This is a genomic window from Alloalcanivorax gelatiniphagus (assembly GCF_005938655.1).
GTDB lineage: Bacteria > Pseudomonadota > Gammaproteobacteria > Pseudomonadales > Alcanivoracaceae > Alloalcanivorax > Alloalcanivorax gelatiniphagus.
Map to the genome: position 1 here is coordinate 232,952 of NZ_VCQT01000027.1, position 22,734 is coordinate 255,685.

Consider the following 22,734-nt stretch of genomic DNA (forward strand, 5'->3'; position numbering starts at 1 on the left):
CGGGTTTGGTTCCCCGCCCGCCGAAGTGGCGGAGCGGGGAAGGCGGGGTCAGGCGGATTCGGCGATTTTTTTCTTCCAGATTACCGGGCCGGTTTTGTGCACCGATTCACCGGTGGAATCCACCGCCACGGTCACCGGCATGTCCTCCACCTCGAACTCGTAGATGGCTTCCATGCCCAGGTCCTCGAACGCGGCCACGCGGGATTTGCGGATCGCTTTGGACACCAGGTAGGCGGCGCCGCCCACGGCCATCAGGTAGACCGCCTTGTTGTCACGGATCGCCTCGATGGCGGTGTCGCCGCGCTCGGCCTTGCCGACCATGCCGATCAGGCCGGTCTTTTCCAGCATGGTGCGGGTGAACTTGTCCATGCGGGTGGCGGTGGTCGGGCCGGCCGGGCCCACCACTTCATCGCCCACCGGGTCCACCGGACCCACGTAGTAGATAAAGCGGTTGGTGAAGTCCACCGGCAGTTCCTCGCCCTTGGCGATCATGTCCACCATGCGCTTGTGGGCGGCGTCGCGGCCGGTGAGCAGCTTGCCGGAGAGCAGCAGGGTGTCGCCGGGCTGCCAGGTTTGCACCTCTTCCGGGGTCACCGTGTCCAGGTTGACGCGCTTGGCGCCCTCGTCGTTGCCCCAGGCAATGTCCGGCCATTCTTCCAGGTCCGGCGCTTTCAGATCCGCCGGGCCGGTGCCGTCCAGCACGAAGTGGGCGTGACGGGTGGCGGCGCAGTTGGGAATGATCGCCACCGGCTTGTTGGCCGCGTGGGTGGGGTAATCCGCCACCTTCACGTCCAGCACCGTGGTCAGACCGCCCAGGCCCTGGGCGCCGATGCCCAGCGCGTTGACCTTCTCGAACAGTTCCAGGCGCAGTTCCTCGGAACGGGTTTGCGGGCCGCGGGCCTGCAGCTCGTGGATGTCGATGGGGTCCATCAACGATTCCTTGGCCAGCAGCATGGCCTTCTCGGCGGTGCCGCCGATGCCGATGCCGAGCATGCCGGGCGGGCACCAGCCGGCGCCCATCTTCGGCACCTGCTCGAGCACCCAGTCGACCACGGAGTCGGACGGGTTGAGCATGGCGAACTTGGATTTCGCCTCGGAGCCGCCGCCCTTGGCCGCCACATCGATTTCCAGGGTGTCGCCGGGCACGATGGAGTAGTTGATCACCGCCGGTGTGTTGTCCTTGGTGTTGGCGCGCTTGCCGTCCGGGTCCGCCAGCACCGAGGCGCGCAGCACGTTGTCCGGGTGGTTGTAGGCCCGGCGCACGCCCTCGTTGATCATGTCATCCAGGCTCATGTCGCCTTCAAAGGTCACGTTCATACCGACCTTGGCGAACACGGTCACGATGCCGGTGTCCTGACAGATCGGCCGGTGGCCCATGGCGGACATGCGGGAGTTCACCAGAATCTGCGCCATGGCGTCCTTGGCCGCTTTGCTCTCTTCCCGCTCGTAGGCTTCCTTGACGCCACGAATGAAATCCACCGGGTGGTAGTAAGAGATGTACTGCAGGGCATCGGCGACGCTCTGAATCAGATCGTCCTGGCGGATCACCGTCATGGGGCACTCCTGACTGCTGGGATTCGGGGCGCGCATTATACGTCGCCAGCGGGAAGCGGGCGACCCCGGCGGCCGCCCTGCCCGGCCCGAGGCGATATGCGAATGGTGAATGTGCAAAAAGGTGCTATATTGCCCTGTGGATCGGCGGTGGAAGATCGCGAAAAAACAGCCCCCGGACACTTCTTTTACTCTTTTGGGGGAACAATCCGATGTCTTCAACTGCTTTCCAACGCACGCCGTTGGCAATGGCGGTCTGTGCCGCCCTGTTTCACGCTCCCGCCCACGCCGCACCGGAACCGGTGGACGATCCCGCGCCCGGCAGCGTGCTCACCCTCTACACCGCCGCCGCCGACCAGGGCCTGCAGAACTTCGACGTGGCCGCCCTGCCCGACGGCCGCTTTGCGGTGGCCTGGCTGGAACGGAACGAGGGCAACGTCAACGAAACCATCAAGCTGGCGCGGTTCGACAGCGACGGCGCGCGGATCGGCGATACGGTGACGGTGTTCAGCGATGTCTCCAGCTCGATCAGCCTGAGCAATCCGGTGATGGCCGCCGACGGCGATGGCGATCTGGTGCTGGCCTGGGAAGCGGACGTTAGCGGCAACGATTGCACCGACACCGTGGCTTTTATGCTGCTCCCCAGCGAGGGCATGCCCGGCATCATGCAATGGGCCCCCGAGACTTCCGGCCAGCACTGCGATGTGGCGCTGGCGATGAACCAGGACGGCGCCTTCGTCCTCGGCTGGACCCTGGAAGACCCGGACAATGTGAGCCAGCGTTTCCAGTACCAGACCCGCCGGTTCAATGCCGACGGCTCGGCGATGGCCTACTCCGAAAACCTTGCCCCGGCCGGCAACGCCGTGTCACCCATGGCGCTGGCCATGCACGGCGACACCTGGCTGGCGGCCTGGAGTACCTACGACAATGGCCTGGTTCTGAAGGCGCAGCGTTTCAACATCAATGGCACCGCCCTGGACCAGGCCCCCTTCCGCCTGGACGACGGCAGCCAGGAGGGCACCTCCCTCAGTCAGGTGTACCCTACCCTGATGGCGGATGAGGACGGCGGCTTCGTGGGCGTGTGGCATCAAATGGAAGCCGTTGGCGGCCAGCCGGTAACCTCCGTTCAAAGCCAGCGCCGGCGGGCCGACGGCACCGCCGGCGCCGGCTTCCTGATCGCCAACGATACCGAAATATCGATGCCGATCCCGCCGCTGGGGCTGGCCCTGTACGGTGACCAGTTGCTCACCACCTGGAGCGACTTGCGGCAAGCGCCGCCGGTCAGTCTGGCGGCCGGCGTGGACGGCGACGCCTCCGTCGGTGATCCGGTAGCCATCGTTAGTGGCGATGAGGATACGATCGATTACTCCCTGGCCACCCGGGTGGTGGTCACGGACACCGTGGCGGCGCTGGTGTGGTTCCAGCAGCAGGACGGCGAGTCCTATGAGATCAAGGCGCTGGTCCAGCCCCTGCCGGAAACCCCTGACCCGGAGCCCGCCCCGGAGCAGGACAACGACGATAACGGCGGCGCCACCGGCCTGCTCACCCTGCTCGGGCTGGGCCTGCTGGGCCTGCGCCGCCGCGTCCGCCGCTAGTCGCACCCGCCCCGCCGCTCCATGACGCCGCCCGATGGGGGCGGGGCTATCGCCGACGATAACCGCCTCTGACGCGGCGCTGGCACGGTCGCCCGGCAGCGGTCAGAATCCTGTTCTGGCGAATCGCGGATGCAACAGAGAGCAACGGGGAACGGCGTGGGCGGCAACGACGGCAAACTCAGTCTGGCGGCGGTCACCGCCATCGGCATCGGCGGCATGATCGGTGGCGGCATCTTCGCGGTGCTCGGCCTGGCCATCGCCACCGCCGGCCACGCGGTGGCCCTGACCCTGGCCGGCGGCGGCGTGATCGCGCTGCTCACCGGTCTTTCCTACGCCCACCTGGGGCTGGCCTACCGGGACGACGGCGGCAGCTTCACCTACATCGAAAAATCGTTCGCCTCCCCCACCCTGGCCGGCTTCGCCGGCTGGCTGCTGGTGGCCGGCTACGTGGGTACCCTGGCGCTGTATGCCAGCGCCTTCGGCGACTACGGCGCCAGCCTGCTCACCGGCTTGAGTAACAGCGCGGCGGTGGCTCCGTTGCTGGCCTGCGTGGTGCTGCTGCTGTTTCTCGGCATCAACCTTACCGGCGCCAAACTGTCCGGCGGCGTGGAGCTGACCGTGGTGGCCATCAAACTGGCGATCCTGACGCTGTTCGCGGTGGTCGGTTTCACCACCGTGCAGCCGGACCACTTCACGCCGGTGTTTGACCGTGGCCTGGTCACGCCCCTGGCGGCCATGGCGCTGATCTTCGTGGCCTACGAAGGCTTCGAGCTGATCCCCAACGCGGTGGACGAAATGCGCGACCCGGAGCGCAATCTGAAACGGGCCCTGGTAATCGCCATCCTGATCACCACCGTCCTGTACGTGGTGGTGGCCCTGGTGGCCCAGGGCAATCTCTCCGCCGCGCAAATTCAGCAAGACCAGGAATACGTACTGGCGGTGGCGGCGCGCCCCACCCTGGGACAGACCGGCTTCGTGCTGATCGGTCTGGCGGCGCTGCTGTCCACCGCCTCGGCGATCAACGCCACCCTGTTCGGCGCCGCCCGGCTGGCCATGGTGATGGCCCGGGAGCACGCCCTGCCGCCGGTGTTCTCCCTGCGCGAACGGACCCGGCCGGTGCCCTGGGTGTCGCTGCTGGTGCTTACCGGCCTGGCCATGCTGTTCACCCTGGGCGCCCCCCTGGCGGTGATCTCCACCTTCGCCAGCGCCACCTTCCTGATTATTTTCACGGCGGTGAACCTGGCGGCGCTCAAACAGCACCGGCGCATCGGCCTGAACCGCTGGCTGCCCCTGGCCGGGGCCCTGCTGGCGGCGGTCAGCCTGGTGATCCTGCTGGTGCACACCGGGCGGAACGACCCGCAGGGCCTAGCCTGGCTGGGCGGGTTCTATCTGGCGGCGGCGGTGCTGGAGGCGTTGCTGGTGGCCCGGCGTGGGCGGCGAAGCTATCGCGACTGAAGTCGCTCCTACAGGTGCCTTTTTGTAGGAGCGGCTTCAGCCGCGATGACGTTGGCGTTGCCGGTGATCGCGACTGAAGTCGCTCCTACGGGCGCCTTGGTGTAGGAGCGGCTTCAGCCGCGATGACGTTGGCGTTGTCGGTGATCGCGACTGAAGTCGCTCCTACGGGTGCCTGTTGTAGGAGCGGCTTTAGCCGCGATGACGTTGGCGTTGTCGCTGATCGCGACTGAAGTCGCTCCTACGGGTGCCTTGTCGTAGGAGCGGCTTTAGCCGCGATGATGTTGGCGTTGCCGATAATCGCGACTGAAGTCGCTCCTACAGTCGCCTTGGTGTAGGAGCGGCTTCAGCCGCGATGACGTTGGCGTTGTCGGTGATCGCGACTGAAGTCGCTCCTACAGTCGCCCTGTTGTAGGAGCGGCTTTAGCCGCGATGATGTTGGCGTTGTCGGTGATCGCGACTGAAGTCGCTCCTACGGGTGCCTTGTTGTAGGAGCGGCTTCAGCCGCGATCAGACCAGACACTCACCGCGCTTGAGGTGGGCGATCAGCAGCTCGGCCACCGCCTCCGGGCGTTCCAGGTGCAGGAAATGACCGGCGTCCTCCAGACGCTCCACGTACAGGCCGGCGGGGAAGTCGTCGTTGTTAATGCAGTGATCCAGCAGTTTCGGGCTCATGCAGCCGTCGTTCTCGCCCATCAGCACCTGCGTCGGCACCCGCACGTCCAGGGCCAGCCACTCCTGCACCTGGCGCTGTTCCTTGCGCCACAGCCGGATCAGATGACGGTACCAGCCGAGGGCGGCGCCCAGCACGCCGGGCTCGCCCAGGGTGTGCCGGGCATTGTCCAGGTAAAGCCCCGGGTCCCAGTCCGGCGACCAGCGGTGCCAGAGCGAGTCCACGCCGCTCAGGTTGTCCCGCTTGAGCCAGGCCTCCGGGGCCACCGGCAGCTGGAAGAACTGCATGTAGCCACTCAGTTTGATCTGCTCCGGCACCTTGAGCAGAGCCTTGGGCAGTCGCTTGAGCGGCGGGATCGCCAGGGCACTGAAGGTGCAGAAGGATTCCGGGTAGCGCGCGCAGGCCAGGTAGCCCACGGCGGCGCCCCAGTCGTGGCCGATCAGGTGCACCCGGCCGCCCAGCTGGTTGGCGAACACCAGCAGGTCGTCCACCGCCGCGTGCAGGGAATAATCGCCGCTGCCCGGCTGGCAGGACGGCGCGTAGCCGCGCAACGCCGGGGCCACGCAGGTGTAGCCGGCGTCCGCCAGCAGCTTCATCTGCACCGCCCAGTTCTCGTGGGTGTCCGGAAAACCGTGCAGCAGAATCACCGGCTCGCCGTCGCCGGTGAGCAGCGCCGGAAAGCGCAGGTGTCCGTTGACCAGTTCCACCTCTTTCATGGATCGACCTCGAAATCGCTCAGTTCCCGGGGGGGCATGTCATGGGTGCACAGGCCGGTGACCTCGGCCTGTTCCGGCCCTTCGCGCATCCACGCCATCAGCGCGTCCACCGCCTCCTCGGACCCTTGCAGCCAGGCTTCCACCCGGCCGTCCGGCAGATTGCGCACCCAACCGGCCACGCCCAGACGGCGGGCCTGCTGCTGGGTACTGGCGCGGTAAAAAACGCCCTGCACCCGCCCCCGGACGGTCACCTGCCGGGCAATCACGGAATTATTATTCATGTTGTGTTTCGCCATCGTTGGTTGGGGTCTCTTCCACCCGGTTCTCGAACAGGGCTTCCAGATCAAACTCCAGTGGCCGGTGCAGGCCCCGCCGCGCTTCGTCGCAGCGTTGTTTCAGCGCCGCCTCCCAGGGCTCCTTGCCATGGGCGTTGACGCGCAATTGCTGTTCCGCCGGCCAGGGCACCATGGCCAGCAGCTGCGCCAGGGTCAGCCGCCGCAGGTCCCGGGTCAGCACATAGCCGCCCTCCTCGGTGCGCTTGATCAGCTTGCAATCCTGCAGCAGGTTGCGGAACTCATCCCAGTGGGTCACACCGGAGTCGTGCATCACCTGGCGCACCTCGTTGCTGCGCAACACCCGGCCGTGGCGCTGGCGATCCCAGAACACCCGCAGCAGACGCAGCAATGCCTGGGTACGCGGCACCTTGCGCCGGTGCTCCTGGAACACCACCAGGGTGCGCACCAGCTCGGCGCCGAGCAGCACCAGGATCCAGGAAATATAAATCCATAGCAGGAACAACGGTACCGCCGCGAAGGCGCCGTACACCACCTGGTAATTGGGGGCGTGTTTGATGAACTGGGCGAACGCCGCCTTGGCCAGTTCGAACAGCAGCGCCGCCACCGCCGCCCCCAACAGCCCCTGCCGGATCGGCACCGAGGTGTTCGGCACCACGATATAAAGCAACGCCAGCATGGCGAAGGTAAAGAAGAACGGCAGCACCGACAGCCAGGCGCGTATGCCGCCGAAGTAGGCCACCGTATCGCTGATCAGCGACACCGAGGTCAGGTAGGAGGAAATGCCCATGCCCGCCCCCAGCAGCAGCGGCCCCAGGGACAGCACCGCCCAGTAGGTCATCATGCTGACCATGCCCTTGCGCGCGTGGGGCAACCGCCAGATCCGGTTGAGGGCCTGCTCGATGGTGCGCAGCATCAGCACCGAGGTGACCACCAGCATCACCACGCCGGGGCCGGTGAGGTTGGTGGCCTGCTGGGTAAAGGTGGCCAGGTAGCCGAGGATCTGATTGCCGGCGGACGGCACGAAATACTCGAACGCCCATTTCTGGATCACCATGCCCCGTTCGTTGAGGGCCGGGATCGAGGCGATCACCGCGAACATCACCGTCATGATCGGCACGATGGCGAACAGCGTGGTATAGGTCAGCGCCGCCGCCGCCGACGGGCAACCGTCCTCGACGAACTGGCGGCGCAGCAATTTCAGAAACGCCCAGATCGATTCCAGCCGGGCACGGAATGGAATCAGGGGGGTATCGTCCGAATTGGCGTTACTTTTCTCGCTCACGGGTTTCCTTAACTATCGGTTGATCCGATCGCGGCGGCTTGCGCCCCGATCCGGCGCCAGGGTGCCAACGCCGTCGCTACAAATTATCCCACGCCTTGCCGGGGGCGGTCGGTGCCGTACAATGCCCTGCATCCTGGCAAACAACGATCCCGATCCATGGCACAGTACACCATCTACCATAATCCGCGTTGCTCCAAATCCCGCCAGACACTGGCCCTGCTGGAAGAGGCCGGTATCGAACCGCGCGTCATCAAGTATCTGGACACGCCGCCGGACGCCGACACCCTGCGCGACCTGGTGCGCAAGCTGGGTCTCTCCAGCGCCCACCAGCTGGTGCGCGAGAAGGAGGCGGAATACCGGGAAGCGGGTCTGACCCCGGACGCCGATGACGAAAAGGTGATCCAGGCCATGGCGCGTTATCCGAAATTGCTGGAACGTCCGGTGGTGGTCAAGGGCAACCGCGCGGTGCTGGGGCGCCCGCCGGAAAACGTCCAGGCATTGATCGGGGAGGATCGCGGCTGAAGCCGCGACGGACCAAACGCCATGAGCGATTATATTCTCGTGCTCTACTACAGCCGCACCGGCTCGGTGGCCAATCTGGCCCGGCAGGTGGCCCGGGGCGTGGAAGCCGGCGGCCTGGAAGCGCGGCTGCGCACGGTGGCGCCGGTGTCCGCCAACCATGAAGCCACGGCGGCGCCGGTGCCGGACAGCGGCGCCCCCTACGCCACCCAGCAGGACCTGGCCGGCTGCGCCGGCCTGGCGCTGGGCTCACCCACCCGGTTCGGCAATATGGCCGCGCCGCTCAAGTATTTTCTCGACCAGAGCGGCGACCTGTGGATGTCCGGTGCCCTGATCGGCCGGCCGGCGGGGGTGTTCACCTCCACCGGCAGCCTGCACGGCGGCCAGGAAAGCACCCTGCTGTCGATGATGCTGCCGCTGTTGCACCACGGCATGCTGCTGGCCGGCGTGCCCTACTCCGAGCCGGCGCTGATGAGCACCACCGGCGGCGGCACCCCCTACGGCGCCAGCCATGTGGCCGGCGAACGGGGCGACAGCACCACCAGCGACGACGAAAACGCCATTGCCCGGACCCTGGGGAAACGCCTGGCGGAGTTCGCCAGGAAACTAAGCCACCCGTTACCGTAGGAGCGGCTTCAGCCGCGATCGCAATCGTATCGCGCCGGGACATCGCGGCTGAAGCCGCTCCTACCGCATGGAAATCCGGCGGAGCATTAAGGACCACTATGCTGAACGTTATACTGCGGGCCTGTTACGTACTCTTATTGCTGCTCGGCATCGCCGCGCAGTTCTGGTTCACCCCACCGAACGCGCCGGTGGCCGCCTCGGTGATCATGGCCCTGGTGTTGTATCTGCCATTGCTGCTGCTGATGGTGGCGCCGATCACCCTGCATCCCCGCTCGCTCACCTGGCTGTGTTTTCTGCTGCTGTTCTATTTCTGCGGCTATGTGGTGCAGTGCCTGAACCCGCCGCCGCAACGCACCTTCGCCATCGTCCAGGTGTCCCTGACCGTGGTGATGTTCGTGGCCGCCATGCAGCTGATCCGCCGGGGCGGCCGTGCGGATTGACGACCAGCTGCACATCGACACACCGGAAGGCGCGCGGCTGTCCCTGTCCCTGGCCGGGCCGCTGCCCCGGGGGCTGGCCTATGGCATCGACCTGGCCCTGCGCGGGCTGGTGCTGCTGATCCTGTCGATTCCGCTGATGCTGCTGGGCGGTCACGGCTATGGCCTCTACCTGCTGCTGATGTTTCTGCTGGAATGGTTCTATCCGGTGTTCTTCGAAATGCTCTGGCAGGGCCGCACCCCCGGCAAACGGGCGTTGAAACTGGCGGTGGTGCACGGCAACGGCGCGCCCCTGACCTTCAACGGCAGCCTGGTGCGCAACCTGCTGCGCACCGCCGATCTGTTCCCGATCTGCTACCTGACCGGCTTCCTGGTGATGCTGATTTCACCGCGCCAGCAGCGCCTCGGTGATCTGGCCGCCGATACCCTGGTGATTCATTTGCCGGCGCCGCCCCCGGCCGGCGCCCGGGACCCGGGTGCCGCCGAGGCGCCGGACTGGCCCCTGGACCGGGAAGACCAGCTGGTGCTGCTGGCCTTCAGCGAGCGGGCACCGGCGCTGTCGGAACAGCGCCGCCAGGAGCTGGCGCGGCTGGCCTTTCCCGAGCAGCCGGCGCCGGCGGCGCTGGAAAAACTGCGCCGCGTGGCGCGCCATGTCCTCGGTGAACCGGCCGGCCAGGCCAACGGCCAGCCGGAGGAGCAACAGCCCGGAGCGCGGCCATGAGGCAGAGCCAGTTCGAGCAGCGCTACCGGCCGCTCTGGGAGCGTCTGGAAGCCACCCTCAAGACCCTGGAAAAAACCCGCCGGCCGGGGGACGCCGCCGCCGATTTCGCCGCCGACTATCAGAGCCTGTGCCACCAGTTGGCGCTGGCCCGGGAACGCGGCTACAGTCTGGCCCTGCAGGGCTATCTCAATGATCTGATGCTGCGCGCCCACCGCCAGCTCTATCGCCACCGGGCACCGCTGCTGCCCCGTCTGGCGGCGTTTTTCGCCACCGGTTTCCCCCGGGCGGTGCGCCATCAATGGCGCTGGCATCTGATCAGCACCCTGGCGTTCGTGCTGTCGGCACTGCTGGTGTGGGGCATGATCCAGCATGACCCGGAGCTGGTGCACACCGTGGTGGGCCCGGACCAGGTGGCCGATCTGGAAGAGATGTACCACCCGGACCTGCGCGACGCCGGCGCCCGCGACCGCTCCGACGACGTGATGATGTTCGGCTACTACATCTACAACAATGTGGGCATCGCCTTCCGCACCTTCGCCGGCGGCCTGCTGTTCGGCGTCGGCGCCCTGCTCGCCATGCTGTTCAACGGCAGCTTCTTCGGCGCCGCCGCCGCCCACCTGAGCCTGGTGGGCGCCTCCCAGCCGTTCTTTACCTTCGTGATCGCCCACGGCGCCCCGGAGCTGACCGCCATCTGCCTGGCCGGCGGCGCCGGGCTGCGGCTCGGCTGGGCGGTGCTGGCGCCGGGTTCCTGGAGCCGGGTGGACGCCATGCGCCGGGCCGCCCGGGAATGCCTGCCGGTGATGTACGGGGTGTTCTTCCTGCTGGTCACCGCCGCCTTTATCGAGGCGTTCTGGTCGTCCCGGGAACTGGACCCGAAGATCAAGTACACCGTGGGCGCGATCTGCTGGGCCCTGGTGCTGCTCTACCTGTTTCTGGCCGGCCGCGCCCCACGCGCCGCCGTCACCGCGACCACCGCCAAGGGGGGCCGCCGTGGATCTGAATAAAATCAACGCCCGGCTGGCGCCCCGCTCCAGCTGGCAGGCGGTGGACGTGGGTACCCGCCTGTACCGGCGCTGGTGGCGGCAGGCCTCGCTGGTGTGGCTGGTGTTCACCGCGCTGCCGTTCGCGGCCCTGGCCGGCTACGCCGCCGCCACCCGCAGTGTCTGGCCGCTGCTGGTGTTCTGGTGGCTCAAGCCGCTGTGGGAGCGGCCGCTGCTGGCCTTCTATGGCCGCGCCCTGTTCGGCGATTACCCGAGCCCGCTGACCCTGCTGCGCCAGTTTCCGCGCTACGGGCTCAACGGCCTGGCGGCGCAACTGACCTGGCGGCGGTTCAGCCCGTCCCGGGGCTTTCTCACCGGCGTCTGGCAGCTGGAGGGCAGCCGGGGCGAGCGCGTATCCGGGCGCATCGGAGTGCTGCTGCGCCCGCCGGGCCAGCGCGCCGGCACCCTCACCTTCACCGTGCTCGGTCTGGAACACGCCATGACCGTGGCCCTGGTGGTGCTGGCCATGACCCTGGTGCCCTGGCAGTTCAATATGGAATGGAGTGTCTGGTTCCAGGAACAGGGCCACCTGCAATGGGGCTTCGTCAATCTGGCCTGGTACCTGGTGCTGATGGTCACCGAGCCGCTCTATGTGGCCACCTCCTTCGCCCTTTACCTCAATCAGCGCACCTGGCTGGAAGGCTGGGACCTGCAATTGGGGCTGACCCGCATCGGCAAACGGCGCCGGCGCGCCGGGCAAGGTGGCGCCGCCCTGCTGGTGCTGTTGGCGCTGTTTGGTGCCGCGCCGCACCAGGTCGAAGCGCAAGCGCCGGCCGAATCGCGACTAAAGTCGCTCCTACAGGAGCACGGTAGGAGCGACTTCAGTCGCGATAACGACACCACCGACCACCCCACCCCCAAACAACAAGCCATCGAACTGCTCGCCTCGGACACCTTCATGCCGTTCGAGGAACGCCAGGACCGGCGTCTGCGCGAATCCCTGCGCGACGACGACGACCCGGACAACTGGTGGGAGGATCTGCTGCGCCGGCTGCTGGACCAGGAAGCGGACGCCGACGACCGTGATCCGCTGGCGGTGCCGGACGCGCTGATCACCGGCCTGGGCTACCTGCTGCTGGCGCTGTTGCTGCTGGTGATCGTGCTGATGGTGCGCCGCTATCTGCCCGGCCTGGGCGGCCGCCAGCCGGACGGCAAGCCGGTGATGCCGGTGCGGGTGGCGGGCCTGGATACCCGCGCGGAAAGCCTGCCCGCGGATCTGGCCCTGGCCCTGGAACAGGAACTGGACCGGGGCGACGTGCGCGCCGCCCTGGCCCTGCTGCTGCGCGATGGTCTGGTAACCCTGTTTCAGTACCGGCCGCTGCCACTCACCGCCGGCGCCACCGAACAGGATTGCCTGCGCGCCTACCGGAGCGAGCTTGGTGATGCGCCGGTGATCCCCTGGCTGACCACCCTGATCAACGCCTGGACCCGCACCGCCTGGGCCCACCGCCCCAGTGATCAGCACACCGTGCGCGAGCTGATGGCGCAATGGCGGGCGCTGCGCCCGGCGCTGGCCGGAGGGGCGTCATGAAGCGTTGGACGGTGCTGTTCCTGCTTTTCGTGGCGCTGCTGGTGGGCGGCTACTACTGGGCCACCGAACCGGTGCGCTACATGGCGCCGGCCTATCCGGAAGCCGCCGCCCGGGACCCCTATCTGGCGGCGCGGACCCTGCTGGAAGACTGGCACCACGACACCCGCCGGGTGTTCAGCACCCGCGCCCTGTTCCCCCTGCCGGCGCCGGACACCACCCTGGTCATGGACCCCTACCGGGGCGACCTGGGCCGCGACCGCATCGACCAGTTGCTGGCCTGGGTGGCCGAGGGCGGCCATCTGGTGGTGGCCGCCCGGCCGGTGTACGGCGACCAGGACGAGGACCGGGAACGGGCCGATCCGCTGCTGGAACAGGTGGGCATCAGCGCCCGCCGGCTGCCCGCCGAGGACCTGGACGACGACCCCATGGCGGAACTGCTGGGCCGCTTCCAGCCCATGGAAAGCCTGTTCCTGGAGTACTGCCTGGGCAACGAGGACGACGAGGACAGCCAGCGCCAGTGCGAGCGACTGGCCTGCCAGGCCCCGTCCCAGGCAGCGCCGGCGCTGACCCGGGATTTCGATGGCACGCCCCGCCGGCTGCTTATCGACAACCAACTGGTGCTCCGCTACCAGGGCGGCGACGGACTGTGGCAAACGGCCCTGGCCGGCAACGACCAGGGGCTCAAGCTGGTGCAGGTGGCCCTGGGCCGGGGCCAGGTCACCGCCGTGGCGGGCCTGAGCTTCTGGGACAACGATCACCTGCATTATTTCGATCACGCCTGGCTGCTGTCGCTCCTCACCGCCGGCGCCGGGCCGGTGTGGTTCGTGCAGGGCATCGACATGCCGCCCCTGCCGCTGTGGCTCTGGGAGCATGCCTGGCCGCCGATTCTGGCGCTGGTTCTGGCGCTGGTGCTGTGGCTGTGGCGGCGCCTGCCGCGCCCGGGCCCGCTGTGGCGGCCGGCGGCGCGGGACACCACCGACTACCTGGGGCACCTGCGCGCCCTGGGCCATTTTTACTGGCGCACCGGCCAGGGCGAGACCCTGCTGGCGCCCCTGCGTGACGCCGCCCGGCGGCGCCTGGCGCTACTGCATCCGGACCCGGACCAGGCCCTGGCGCTGGCCGCCGAACGGCTGGCGCTGCCCGAAAACGACCTGCGCGAGGCCCTGGATGCCTCGCCGGGAGACCGCCCCCGCTGGATTCGCCGGGTGGCCGTACTGCAACAGATCAGGAGCCGACTATGACCAGCGACCCGCAGGGTGACATGACTCCGGACCAGGCCACCGCCCTGGCCGGCCGCATCGAAGCGCAACTCAACCAGGTACTGATCGGCCAGCCGGCGATCACCCGCCAGGTGATGATCGCCCTGATCACCGGCGGCCATGTGCTGATCGAAGGGGTGCCCGGTCTTGGCAAGACGCTGCTGGCACGCAGCCTGGCGCGGGTGCTGGAGCTGGATTTCCAGCGTATCCAGTTCACCCCGGACCTGATGCCCTCGGACGTCACCGGCCATGTGCTGTTCGACAGCCAGACCGGCGACTTCCGGGTGCGCAAGGGCCCGGCCTTCACCAACCTGCTGCTCGCCGACGAGATCAACCGGGCGCCGGCCAAGACCCAGGCGGCGCTGCTGGAAGTGATGCAGGAACGGCGCATCACCATCGAGGGCGAAACCTTCTCCCTGGAGCCACCGTTCGTGGTGCTGGCCACCCAGAACCCGCTGGATCAGGAAGGCACCTACCCGCTGCCGGAGGCGGAGCTGGACCGCTTCCTGTTCAAGATTCTGATCGATTACCCGAGCCAGGAAGACGAAACACGGATGGTGGAAATGGTGCTGGACGGCCGCTTGCCGGACAGCCTGGACGCCGCCCAACTGACCCCGGAGGCCAACGCCGAGGCGATCCTGGCCCTGGGCCGGCAGGCGGACGCGGTGATCATCGACCGCGCCCTGGTGGACTACATCCTGCGGCTGGTACGCGCCACCCGCGACCACCCCAGCCTGGTGCAGGGCGGCGGCCCGCGGGCCAGCATCGCCCTGGCGCGCACCGCCAAGACCCAGGCCCTGCTGGCCGGCCGCGATTACGTGATTCCCGACGACGTGAAACAGGTGGCGGCACCGGTACTGCGCCACCGCCTGCGCCTGGGCGTGGACGCGGACATCGAAGGCCAGACCGTGGAAACGGTGCTCGAACAGCTGCTTGAGCAGGTGGAGGCGCCGCGCCAATGATCGCCGCCCCGCCGATCCCACCCGCGCCACCCCCCCCTGTAGGAGCGGCTTCAGCCGCGATCAGGCCCGACGGCCGCCGCCGTTTCGCGGCTAAAGCCGCTCCTACCGGTATTGGCGGCGTCGTTCCCACGGTGCCGGCGGAGGCAGCATGTCGATAATCCCCGGCGGCCGCCTGATCCAGGCCCTGCTCGCGTGGGCGGTGCTGGGGGTGGCGCCGTTGCTGGCGCGGGCCTGGATGCCGGGGCTGGCGATGCCGGCGTTGCTGGTGTGGGCGCTGCTGGGCGTGTTGCTGGCACTGTGGGCGCTGGACGACCTGCGACGGTTGCGGCAGCGGCCCACGCCGGCCGCCGAGCGGCGTCTGCCGGCGGCGCTGTCGGTGGGCGTGGCGCAGACCGTGACCCTGATTCTGGAAACCGGCGGCGTGGCCGAGCGCTGGCTGGTGGCCGACCACCACCCCGCCGACGACATCCACACCGGCCTGCCCCGCACCCTGACCCTGGTGCCCGGCCACCAGCGGGTGGAAATCAGCTACCCCTACCGCCCCAGCCGGCGCGGCACCGTGCGCTTCGGGCCCATCGAACTGTGGCTGCCCTCGCCGCGCGGTTTGTGGCGGGCACGCCGGCGCATCGACGCCGACCGGGCGGTGCCGGTATACCCGGACTTTTCGCCCATCGCCCGCGCCGCCCTGGCGGTGGACCGCAGCCGCAGCCGCTTCGGCAACCGGGTGCAGCCGCGCCAGGGCGAAGGGCTGGAATTTCACGAACTGCGTGATTACCAGCCCGGCGACAGCCCGCGCCGCATCGACTGGAAGGCCACCGCCCGGCGGCGCCGGCTGATCACCCGCCATTACCAGGACGAACAGAACCAGACCGTGTGGGTGCTGCTCGACGGCGGCCGCCGCATGGCACTGCCGATCGGCGGCCTGACCGCCTTTGACCACGGCCTCAACGCCGCCCTGCTGCTGGCCTGGTCGGCCCTGCGCCAGGGGGACCGCACCGGCGCCCTGCTGTTCTCCGGCGATCAGCCGCGCTGGCTGGACCCGGTGCATGGCCAGCAGGGCATCCAGAGTCTGCTGCGCGGCTTCCACGATGTGCAGCCGGCGGACCGGGCCAGCGACTTCAGCCAGGCCGCCCGGCACTTCCACGGCCGCTGGTCGCGCCGGGCCCTGGTGGTGATCATCAGCCGGGTGCAGCCGGAGGACGCCGACGACCTGCTCACCGCCGTGCGCCTGCTGGGCCGCCGCCATCTGGTGATGGTGGCGGACATGGAGCTGCCGGAACAGGCGGCCCTGCGCCAGCGCCCGGTGACGGATCTGGACGACGCCCTGCGGGTGGCCGCCGACGCCCGCGAACACGAACAGCGCCGGGACCTGCACCTGCGCCTGCGCCACGCCGGCGCCCATCTGGTGGCCGCCACCCCGGCCACCCTGGCCGAGCGCCTCGGCCACACCTACCAGCAATTGAAGCGCGCCGGGCGGCTTTGAGATCGCGTCCTACGGAGAGTTTTCTTAACTGTAGGAGCGGCTTCAGCCGCGATGGGGGTGGTGTGGCGGCTGGGGGGATATCGCGACTGAAGTCGCTCCTACAACGGGGCAGCGGGTGGCGTTGGGTGTTGTAGGAGCGGCTTTAGCCGCGATCCACCGCCCCCGGTTCACGCTTTTCTCACGAACAAGCTGTGTTAGCCTCTGTGGGTTGCCGCACTCAGGCCCACGGATTTAAGGAGAGCCCCACGATGGCCCAAACCCCGGACCCCGCTTCCCCGGACGCCCCCGCCCAGGAAAGCCGGCCCAAGGTTCTGATCAACCCTCCCGTTTTTTTCTCCTCGGTGGCGATCATCGCCGGGCTGGTATTGTTCTCGGTGATCTGGCCGTCCACCGCCGAAACGTTCTTCACCGACATCAAGGACTGGATCATTTCCGAAGCGGGCTGGTTCTATGTCCTGACCGTGGCGATTCTGATTTCCCTGGTGTTTTTCCTGGCCATCAGCCGCTACGGCGATATCAAACTGGGTAAGGACCACTCCGAACCGGACTACAGTTACACCTCCTGGTTCGCCATGCTGTTTTCCGCCGGCATGGGCATCGGCCTGATGTTCTTTGGCGTGGCGGAGCCGGTGCTGCATTTCGGCGATCCGCCGATGGCGGACCCGGGCACCATCGCCGCCGCCAAGGAAGCCATGCGCGCCACCTTCTTTCACTGGGGGCTGCACGCCTGGTCGATCTACGCCATCGTCGGCCTGATCCTGGCCTATTTCAGTTTCCGCCATAATCTGCCGCTGACCCTGCGCTCGGCGCTCTACCCGCTGATCGGCAAGCGCATCTATGGCCCGCTGGGCCATGCGGTGGACGTGTTCGCGGTGGTGGGCACCGTGTTCGGCGTGGCCACCTCCCTGGGCTTCGGCGTGGAGCAAGTCAACGCCGGCCTCAATTATCTGTTCGGCGTGCCCAAGAACGAATGGGTACAGGCGGGTCTGATCATCGCCATCACCGGGCTGGCGACGATCTCCGTGGTCACCGGTCTGGACGGCGGCATCCGCCGTCTCTCGGAACTGAACCTGGGGCTGGCGTTCCTGCTGTTGCTGTTCGTGCTGTGCATGGGCCCCACCGTGTTCCTGCTCAAGGCCTATGTGCAGAACCTGGGCAGCTATCTCTCCGAGCTGGTCAACATGACCTTCAACCTCTATACCTACCAGCCCAAGCTGGAAGACGGCCCGCAGGACTGGATGGGCGGCTGGACCCTGTTCTACTGGGGCTGGTGGATTTCCTGGTCGCCGTTCGTGGGCATGTTCATCGCCCGGGTTTCACGGGGCCGCACCATTCGTGAATTCGCCCTGGGCGTGATGCTGGTGCCCGCCGGCTTCACCCTGTTCTGGATGACCGTGTTCGGCGATACCGCCATCCAGATGATTCTTGATGGCAGCTATCCGCAACTGGCCACGTTGGTGGAAGAGGACAAGGCGGTGGCGTTGTTCCGCTTCCTGGAGCAGTTCCCCTGGTCCGGCTTTATCTCCGGCGTGGCCACCTTGATGGTGGTGGTGTTCTTCGTCACCTCCTCGGACTCCGGTTCCATGGTGGTGGACATGCTGGCCTCCGGCGGCCACGACGATACGCCGGTCTGGCAGCGGATCTTCTGGGCCAGCTCCGAGGGCATCGTGGCCATCGCCTTGATGCTGGCCGGTGGCCTGGGGGCCTTGCAGGCCGCCACCATTGCCTCGGCGTTGCCGTTCGCGCTGGTGCTGCTGCTGGCCTGTTTCGGTCTGCTGCGTTCGCTCAAGGTGGAAGGCATCCGCCGGCAGAGCTTCCAGACCAATCTGGGCACCGCGCCGGCGGCCATCCATGTGGGCCACACGCCGCCGTCCGGCGGCTGGAAAACCCGCCTGAGAGGCATGGTCAGCTTCCCCAACCGGGTGCGGGTGCTGCAGTTCGTGCGTGAGGTGGCGACCCCGGCGCTGAACGCGGTGGCCGATGAACTGCGTGGCCATGGTCTGGAAGTGGAAGTCCGCGAAGGCGATGACCGGGCCACCCTGGTGGTCAGCCATGCCGAGGAAACGGACTTCGTTTATGGCGTGCGGGTGCGCGGCTACACCCGGCCGTCGATCACCATGCGTCAGCTGGACCACGCCAAGCGCAATCCGGACCGGGATCAGTATTTCCGCGCCGATGTGTTCCTGCGCGAAGGCGGTCAGGATTACGACCTGATGGGCTTCACCCGGGAGCAGGTGATCAGCGACGTGTTGGATCAGTACGAGAAGCACATGCATTTTCTGCACATGCTTCGATAGAACCCATCGCGACTAAAGTCGCTCCTACAACATCTCCCTGTAGGAGCGACTTTAGTCGCGATCCCTCCCCTCAGAAATTCACCGCGATCCCCGCGCTATAACGCCGGCCATCCAGAATCCGACCAAAATTGTCGTTATCCACGGTCTTGTCGAACAGGTTCTGCACGCTGGCATACACATCAACCATATCGGTCAGGCCATACACCAGGCCGGTGTCCACCAGGGTGTAGCTGGGGTACTCATCGGTGAGGCCACCACGGCCGGCCACCTGTTCCGCGCGCCCCTTGTAACGGGCCTTGGCCCACAGCCGGGTGATGTCGTTGGCGCGCCAGTCCACGCCGATATTGGCCCGGTGGCGGGGCTGGTCGTTCAGCGGGTTACCCTTGTTGGCGCCGGACAATTGCTCGCTGTCGGTGAAGCTGTAGTTGGCGTTCACCGACACCCGGTGGCCCACCGGGAAGGCGAAGGTCACCTCGGCGCCGCGCACCCGGGCCTCGTCCACGTTGGTGTACTGGTACAGCTTTTCGTAGTCGTAGCCTTGGTAGAGACAGGTGGTATCGCCGCCGTCGATGCGGTCGCAGATGATCGGTTTTTCGATCTTGTCGTCATAGTCGGTGTGGAACACGGTGACCGAGGCTTCCACGCCGTTGTAGGCCTGCCAGTGGGTGCCCAGCTCGTAGGTCAGGCTCTTTTCCGGTTTGAGATCGTCGTTACCGATATCGCCGCCGTCCACGGAACGGCCGCCGCCGCCTTCCACCCAGTTGGAATCCCCCTGCTTGAGATCCGGCGTGCGATAGCCGGCGCTGACCCCGCCCTTCACGGTGACGCTCGGGTTCAGGTTGTACACCGCATAGGCCCGGGGCACCGCCTCGCTGCCGTAGTTTTCATCGTCCACCCAACGCAGGCCGCCGGTCAGCGCCAGCGCCTCGGTGACGAACCATTGGTCCTCGGCGAACAGCGCCATGTCCCAGCGTTCCAGGTTCGGCTCGCCGAGGGCGCGGGTGGGATTCTCGGTTTTCTGCTCGCGGTACTGGCCGCCCACGGTCAGTACGTGATCACCGATCGGCACGGCGGTGGCGGTGTTGGCGGTGACCCGCTCGTAGAGCGCGTTCTGGGTCTGGTTTTCCAGTTCCTCGCGCTGCACCCAACTCTGGGTGTCGATGTCGCCGTGCCAGACAATGTCGTGATTGATGGCCTGGTGGCGGCGCACCGTGTAAAGCTCGGAATCGGAGCCGGTGTTCACCGCCGTGCCCTCGGTTTCCTGGTTGGCGTAACCCGCTTCCAGGGCCAGGGACTGATTGTCGGTGGGCGCCCAGGTGAGGCGGGCGGTGGTGTTGTCCCGGTCGAAACGGCGGTAGCCGCTTTCGATCTCGTCCTCGTCGCGCAGATAGCGCGAACCGGTGACGGTGAGGCCCAGGGAATCCGCCAGCGGGCCGCTCAGATAATAGCGCTGCTGCTGGTAGTCGCCGGAATCGTGGTTTTTCTGCCAGGTGCGTTCCAGGGTCAGGTTGCCGCCCCACTGGTCCGGGGTCTTTTTGGTGATCACGTTGATCACCCCGCCCAGGGCGTCGGAGCCGTACAGCGACGACATCGGTCCGCGAATCACCTCGATCCGTTCAATGGCGGAGATCGGCGGCAGCCAGCCATACTCGGCGCCGCTGCCGAAACCGTTGTAGTAGGACTGGCCGGAGCCCTGCGGGCGACCGTCCACCAGAATCAGGGTGTACTTGCTGTCCATGCCACGGATGGAGATTTCCTCGGTGCCGCCCTTGCCGGACGGGCCGTCGTCCACGTACACGCCGGGCACGTCCTGCAGCGCCTCGGTAATGTCCCGGTAGGACTTGCCTTCCAGCTCTTCCTGGCCGATCACCGAGATGCTGGCCGGCGCATTGACCACGTCCACCTCCCGGCCGGAGGCCGAGGCGGAGGTCACGTTGATCTGGTTCAGACGATGCTCGCCCTTGACGCTCTCCGGCAGCCGCCGCAGCCGGTAGCTGCCATTGGGTTGGCGCACCGCTTCCAGGCCAGTGCCGGCGAGCAGCGCTTCCAGGCCCGCCCGGGGCCGGTAGGAACCTTCCAGGCCGGCGCTGGTTTTGCCCTCGGTGAGGCGACCGTCGATCACCAGGGTGACGCCGGCCTCGCTGGCGAAACGGCTCAGGGCGCCGTCCAGGCGGCCCGCTTCGATCCGGTAATCACGGGCCTCGGCGGCGACCGCCGGCAGCGGCGCCAGGGCGGCAGCGGACAGGGCCAGGCTGAGTCCGGCGGCGGGCAGACGACGCCGTGACGTGGAAGAACGCTTCATTCTCCGATCCTTTGCAGGGGTGTATTTCGTAGGGCTATACCAGTACCCCGAACGAGGCCGGCGAAAGTGCTACGCCATCGGCGAAATTTTTTTTGGGGGGCTTGAGGGTAGTGTCGAATCGCGACTGAAGTCGCTCCTACACCCACCCTTGTAGGAGCGACTTCAGTCGCGATATCTCCCAACCGCCACACCACCCCCATCGCGGCTAAAGCCGCTCCTACAAAACCGGAGACCACCCGGCGTCCCCCTGTAGGAGCGACCGGGCGGCGTTCCGCTTCAGTCGCGATTCGGCGCCCAGAGATACGCCCCCCTCAAACCACACCAACCCGCACCAACCACGGCGTGCGGTAATGCACCGCCACCGGCAACGCCTGGGCCAGGGATTGCAGCGCGTAATCCGTGTCCGGCACCTGGAAAGCACCGGACACCACCAGCCCGGCCACCGCGTCATCGCAATACAACAACCCATGGCGGTAGCGGCCCAGCTCGGCGAGAAAATCGCCCAGCGGTTGCCGGTCGGCGCGCAGCACGCCCCGGGTCCAGTCCAACGCCGAGGCCCGGTCCAGCGGAAAGCGTTGCAGCCCGTCCGCGGACAGCCAGGCGGCTTCACCACCGCGCAGGGTGGCCGTCCCGGTCGCGGCTTCAGCCGCGATTGCCCTCAACGCCCCCGGCCCGGACAACACATTCACCCGCCCCGCCAGCACCGACACCGCCAGGCGCTCTCCGTAATCACGCAACACCACCTGGCTGTCGGCGGCGTCCAGACGCATTTCCGCCATCTCCACCCGCAGCGGGCCGGTGCCGGCGCGGCGGCTGTCCAGGGCGATCTCGCTGCCCGGCAATACCCGCAACCGACGCTCACCGTTGAACGCCAGATTCACCGCGCTGGCGGTGTTGAGCTTCAGGCTGGAGCCATCCGGCAGGGCCAGCGTGCGCTGTTCGCCGGGGCCCACCCGGCAATCCGCCAGCGACCGCTCCACCCAGCCGGAACGCGCGGTCACAGCGCCGACGCCAAGCAACGCCAGACCCGCCAGCAGCTGACGGCGGCTGAAGCCCGCGCCGTGCCGGCCCAGGGCATGGCGGCCTGCGTCGGCGGGCACCTCGCCAAGGCGTCCGGCCAGCCGCTCCACCTGGGTCCAGGCGCGCAGGTTGCCGGGGTCGGCGGCCAGCCAGGCGGCCCAGTCCCGGCGCAGGCCATCGTCCGGCTCGCCGGACCACAGGCTCACCTGCCAGTCCAGGGCCGCCTGCAGCCGTGCCGGCTCCAGACCATGGCGGTGGGCGTAATGCCCCAGGGAAGCGCGCGACTCGCTCACGGCGCCTCGTCATCCAGGGCCAGCAGGCAGGCCTGGGTGGCCTTGAGCATGTACTTGCGCACCGCCGCCTGGGACACCCCCAGCCGCTCCGCCACCGCCGCATAGGTCAGACCCTCAAAGCGCGACAGCAGAAACGCCTGGCTGGCCCGGGCGGGCAGCCGGTCCAGCACCCGGTCCATGCGTACCAGCAAATCCAGCACCAGGGCGCGCTCCTCCTCGGACGGCGCCACCGGCTCCGGCCGCGCCGCCAGCGCTTCCAGGTAGGCGCTTTCCAGCCGACGCCGGCGGTGCAGGTCGATCACCAGACCGCCGGCGATGCGCGCCAGAAAGGCCCTGCCCTGCCCCGGCGGCGGATAGCGCCCGGAGTCGATCAGGCGGACGTAGGTGTCCTGCACCAGATCGGCGGCGTCCGCGTTATTACCGCCCAGGCGGCCACGCAACCAGCCCAGCAGCCAGGGCGAGTGGTCGCGGTAAAGGTCGCCGACGCGGGCGTTCAGGGTGTTGTTCAAAGTCGTGGAGGCCATGGCTTCCGGAATGTCTGGACCGCGGCAAGAGCGGACACCATGTGAATACGAATAGGAATAATTATCAATAGCGAGAATATAAAGCAGTGGCCCATGGGTGGCAAGCGTTCGGGACGGTCGGTGGTGTTGGGTGTTGGGTGTTGGGTTGGGTGTT

The 22,734-nt window shown here is 67.4% G+C and carries 19 protein-coding genes; 12 read left to right on the forward strand and 7 right to left on the reverse strand.

The genetic code is table 11. The features are described 5' to 3' along the window. Positions 1 to 48: 48 nt before the first annotated feature. On the reverse strand, positions 49 to 1,554 hold the full coding sequence (locus FGS76_RS08830) for a fumarate hydratase (RefSeq protein ID WP_138772262.1): 1,506 nt from the start codon (positions 1,552 to 1,554) through the stop codon (positions 49 to 51). A gap of 209 nt (positions 1,555 to 1,763) precedes the next feature. Here FGS76_RS08830 and FGS76_RS08835 point away from each other — a divergent pair, with 209 nt between their 5' ends. Both FGS76_RS08835 and FGS76_RS08840 read left to right on the forward strand, forming a co-directional pair. Next, the gene (locus tag FGS76_RS08835) at positions 1,764 to 3,146 is read left to right on the forward strand and encodes a GlyGly-CTERM sorting domain-containing protein (RefSeq protein ID WP_138772263.1); all 1,383 of its coding nucleotides are present in this window, start codon (positions 1,764 to 1,766) and stop codon (positions 3,144 to 3,146) included. A gap of 129 nt (positions 3,147 to 3,275) precedes the next feature. Beyond that, positions 3,276 to 4,601, forward strand: a complete 1,326-nt coding sequence (locus tag FGS76_RS08840) for an APC family permease (RefSeq protein WP_138772264.1) — start codon at positions 3,276 to 3,278, stop codon at positions 4,599 to 4,601. Positions 4,602 to 5,108: 507 nt separating this feature from the next. On the opposite strand, the gene FGS76_RS08845 is transcribed toward FGS76_RS08840, so the two are convergent. Genes FGS76_RS08845 through FGS76_RS08855 form a run of 3 tightly spaced genes read right to left on the reverse strand, consistent with a single transcriptional unit; the run spans position 5,109 to position 7,565 of the window. Next, positions 5,109 to 5,987: an alpha/beta fold hydrolase gene (locus FGS76_RS08845; protein ID WP_138772265.1), complete on the reverse strand. Its 879-nt coding sequence runs from the start codon at positions 5,985 to 5,987 to the stop codon at positions 5,109 to 5,111. Then, positions 5,984 to 6,268: an acylphosphatase gene (locus FGS76_RS08850; RefSeq protein ID WP_205717226.1), complete on the reverse strand. Its 285-nt coding sequence runs from the start codon at positions 6,266 to 6,268 to the stop codon at positions 5,984 to 5,986. Before FGS76_RS08850 ends, FGS76_RS08845 begins: the two co-directional genes overlap by 4 nt. After that, on the reverse strand, positions 6,261 to 7,565 hold the full coding sequence (locus FGS76_RS08855) for a YihY family inner membrane protein (RefSeq protein WP_138772267.1): 1,305 nt from the start codon (positions 7,563 to 7,565) through the stop codon (positions 6,261 to 6,263). The genes FGS76_RS08850 and FGS76_RS08855 overlap by 8 nt, the downstream gene beginning before the upstream one ends. A gap of 156 nt (positions 7,566 to 7,721) precedes the next feature. Between FGS76_RS08855 and arsC the strand changes: the two genes are divergently transcribed. The 10 genes from arsC to betT all read left to right on the forward strand — a co-directional run bounded on the left by arsC (position 7,722) and on the right by betT (position 18,441). After that, positions 7,722 to 8,087: an arsenate reductase (glutaredoxin) gene (gene arsC / locus FGS76_RS08860; protein ID WP_138772268.1), complete on the forward strand. Its 366-nt coding sequence runs from the start codon at positions 7,722 to 7,724 to the stop codon at positions 8,085 to 8,087. Between the two features lie 21 nt (positions 8,088 to 8,108). Continuing rightward, positions 8,109 to 8,711 (forward strand): NAD(P)H:quinone oxidoreductase, encoded by a 603-nt coding sequence (gene wrbA / locus FGS76_RS08865; RefSeq protein ID WP_138772269.1) that lies wholly within the window; start codon positions 8,109 to 8,111, stop codon positions 8,709 to 8,711. A gap of 98 nt (positions 8,712 to 8,809) precedes the next feature. Then, positions 8,810 to 9,151: a DUF2069 domain-containing protein gene (locus FGS76_RS08870; protein WP_138772270.1), complete on the forward strand. Its 342-nt coding sequence runs from the start codon at positions 8,810 to 8,812 to the stop codon at positions 9,149 to 9,151. Further along, a complete protein-coding gene (locus FGS76_RS08875; protein ID WP_138772271.1) occupies positions 9,141 to 9,869 on the forward strand; it encodes an RDD family protein in 729 nt (242 codons plus the stop codon). Before FGS76_RS08870 ends, FGS76_RS08875 begins: the two co-directional genes overlap by 11 nt. After that, entirely contained in the window at positions 9,866 to 10,873 is a 1,008-nt protein-coding gene (locus FGS76_RS08880; RefSeq protein ID WP_138772272.1) for a stage II sporulation protein M, read from the forward strand. The genes FGS76_RS08875 and FGS76_RS08880 overlap by 4 nt, the downstream gene beginning before the upstream one ends. Then, positions 10,860 to 12,440: a DUF4129 domain-containing protein gene (locus FGS76_RS08885; protein WP_138772273.1), complete on the forward strand. Its 1,581-nt coding sequence runs from the start codon at positions 10,860 to 10,862 to the stop codon at positions 12,438 to 12,440. Before FGS76_RS08880 ends, FGS76_RS08885 begins: the two co-directional genes overlap by 14 nt. Beyond that, on the forward strand, positions 12,437 to 13,681 hold the full coding sequence (locus tag FGS76_RS08890) for a DUF4350 domain-containing protein (RefSeq protein WP_170214438.1): 1,245 nt from the start codon (positions 12,437 to 12,439) through the stop codon (positions 13,679 to 13,681). The genes FGS76_RS08885 and FGS76_RS08890 overlap by 4 nt, the downstream gene beginning before the upstream one ends. Next, positions 13,678 to 14,661, forward strand: coding sequence for an AAA family ATPase (locus tag FGS76_RS08895; protein WP_205717227.1), 984 nt, complete (start codon positions 13,678 to 13,680; stop codon positions 14,659 to 14,661). The genes FGS76_RS08890 and FGS76_RS08895 overlap by 4 nt, the downstream gene beginning before the upstream one ends. Positions 14,662 to 14,809: 148 nt before the next feature. After that, complete coding sequence (locus FGS76_RS08900) at positions 14,810 to 16,144, forward strand: DUF58 domain-containing protein (protein ID WP_240692476.1); 1,335 nt, start codon at positions 14,810 to 14,812, stop codon at positions 16,142 to 16,144. A 248-nt stretch (positions 16,145 to 16,392) separates the two neighbouring features. Further along, on the forward strand, positions 16,393 to 18,441 hold the full coding sequence (betT, locus tag FGS76_RS08905) for a choline BCCT transporter BetT (RefSeq protein WP_138772275.1): 2,049 nt from the start codon (positions 16,393 to 16,395) through the stop codon (positions 18,439 to 18,441). A gap of 70 nt (positions 18,442 to 18,511) precedes the next feature. Here betT and FGS76_RS08910 read toward each other — a convergent pair whose 3' ends face one another. The 3 genes from FGS76_RS08910 to FGS76_RS08920 form a co-directional block, all read right to left on the reverse strand. Further along, on the reverse strand, positions 18,512 to 20,743 hold the full coding sequence (locus FGS76_RS08910) for a TonB-dependent receptor (protein ID WP_138772276.1): 2,232 nt from the start codon (positions 20,741 to 20,743) through the stop codon (positions 18,512 to 18,514). Between the two features lie 311 nt (positions 20,744 to 21,054). Beyond that, positions 21,055 to 22,056 (reverse strand): DUF4880 domain-containing protein, encoded by a 1,002-nt coding sequence (locus FGS76_RS08915; RefSeq protein WP_138772277.1) that lies wholly within the window; start codon positions 22,054 to 22,056, stop codon positions 21,055 to 21,057. Continuing rightward, positions 22,053 to 22,580, reverse strand: coding sequence for a sigma-70 family RNA polymerase sigma factor (locus tag FGS76_RS08920; RefSeq protein ID WP_138772278.1), 528 nt, complete (start codon positions 22,578 to 22,580; stop codon positions 22,053 to 22,055). Before FGS76_RS08920 ends, FGS76_RS08915 begins: the two co-directional genes overlap by 4 nt. Between the last annotated feature and the right edge of the window lie 154 nt (positions 22,581 to 22,734).

What these genes read in the sequence shown, in the direction of transcription:
- FGS76_RS08840 (WP_138772264.1), top strand. Translation starts at nt 3,276, where the DNA reads ATGCAACAGAGAGCAACGGGGAACGGCGTGGGCGGCAACGACGGCAAA.
- FGS76_RS08850 (WP_205717226.1), bottom strand. Translation starts at nt 6,268, where the DNA reads ATGAATAATAATTCCGTGATTGCCCGGCAGGTGACCGTCCGGGGGCGG.
- FGS76_RS08895 (WP_205717227.1), top strand. Translation starts at nt 13,678, where the DNA reads ATGACCAGCGACCCGCAGGGTGACATGACTCCGGACCAGGCCACCGCC.
- FGS76_RS08870 (WP_138772270.1), top strand. Translation starts at nt 8,810, where the DNA reads ATGCTGAACGTTATACTGCGGGCCTGTTACGTACTCTTATTGCTGCTC.
- FGS76_RS08900 (WP_240692476.1), top strand. Translation starts at nt 14,810, where the DNA reads ATGTCGATAATCCCCGGCGGCCGCCTGATCCAGGCCCTGCTCGCGTGG.
- FGS76_RS08845 (WP_138772265.1), bottom strand. Translation starts at nt 5,987, where the DNA reads ATGAAAGAGGTGGAACTGGTCAACGGACACCTGCGCTTTCCGGCGCTG.
- FGS76_RS08830 (WP_138772262.1), bottom strand. Translation starts at nt 1,554, where the DNA reads ATGACGGTGATCCGCCAGGACGATCTGATTCAGAGCGTCGCCGATGCC.
- arsC (WP_138772268.1), top strand. Translation starts at nt 7,722, where the DNA reads ATGGCACAGTACACCATCTACCATAATCCGCGTTGCTCCAAATCCCGC.
- wrbA (WP_138772269.1), top strand. Translation starts at nt 8,109, where the DNA reads ATGAGCGATTATATTCTCGTGCTCTACTACAGCCGCACCGGCTCGGTG.
- FGS76_RS08880 (WP_138772272.1), top strand. Translation starts at nt 9,866, where the DNA reads ATGAGGCAGAGCCAGTTCGAGCAGCGCTACCGGCCGCTCTGGGAGCGT.
- FGS76_RS08920 (WP_138772278.1), bottom strand. Translation starts at nt 22,580, where the DNA reads ATGGCCTCCACGACTTTGAACAACACCCTGAACGCCCGCGTCGGCGAC.
- FGS76_RS08910 (WP_138772276.1), bottom strand. Translation starts at nt 20,743, where the DNA reads ATGAAGCGTTCTTCCACGTCACGGCGTCGTCTGCCCGCCGCCGGACTC.
- FGS76_RS08890 (WP_170214438.1), top strand. Translation starts at nt 12,437, where the DNA reads ATGAAGCGTTGGACGGTGCTGTTCCTGCTTTTCGTGGCGCTGCTGGTG.
- betT (WP_138772275.1), top strand. Translation starts at nt 16,393, where the DNA reads ATGGCCCAAACCCCGGACCCCGCTTCCCCGGACGCCCCCGCCCAGGAA.
- FGS76_RS08835 (WP_138772263.1), top strand. Translation starts at nt 1,764, where the DNA reads ATGTCTTCAACTGCTTTCCAACGCACGCCGTTGGCAATGGCGGTCTGT.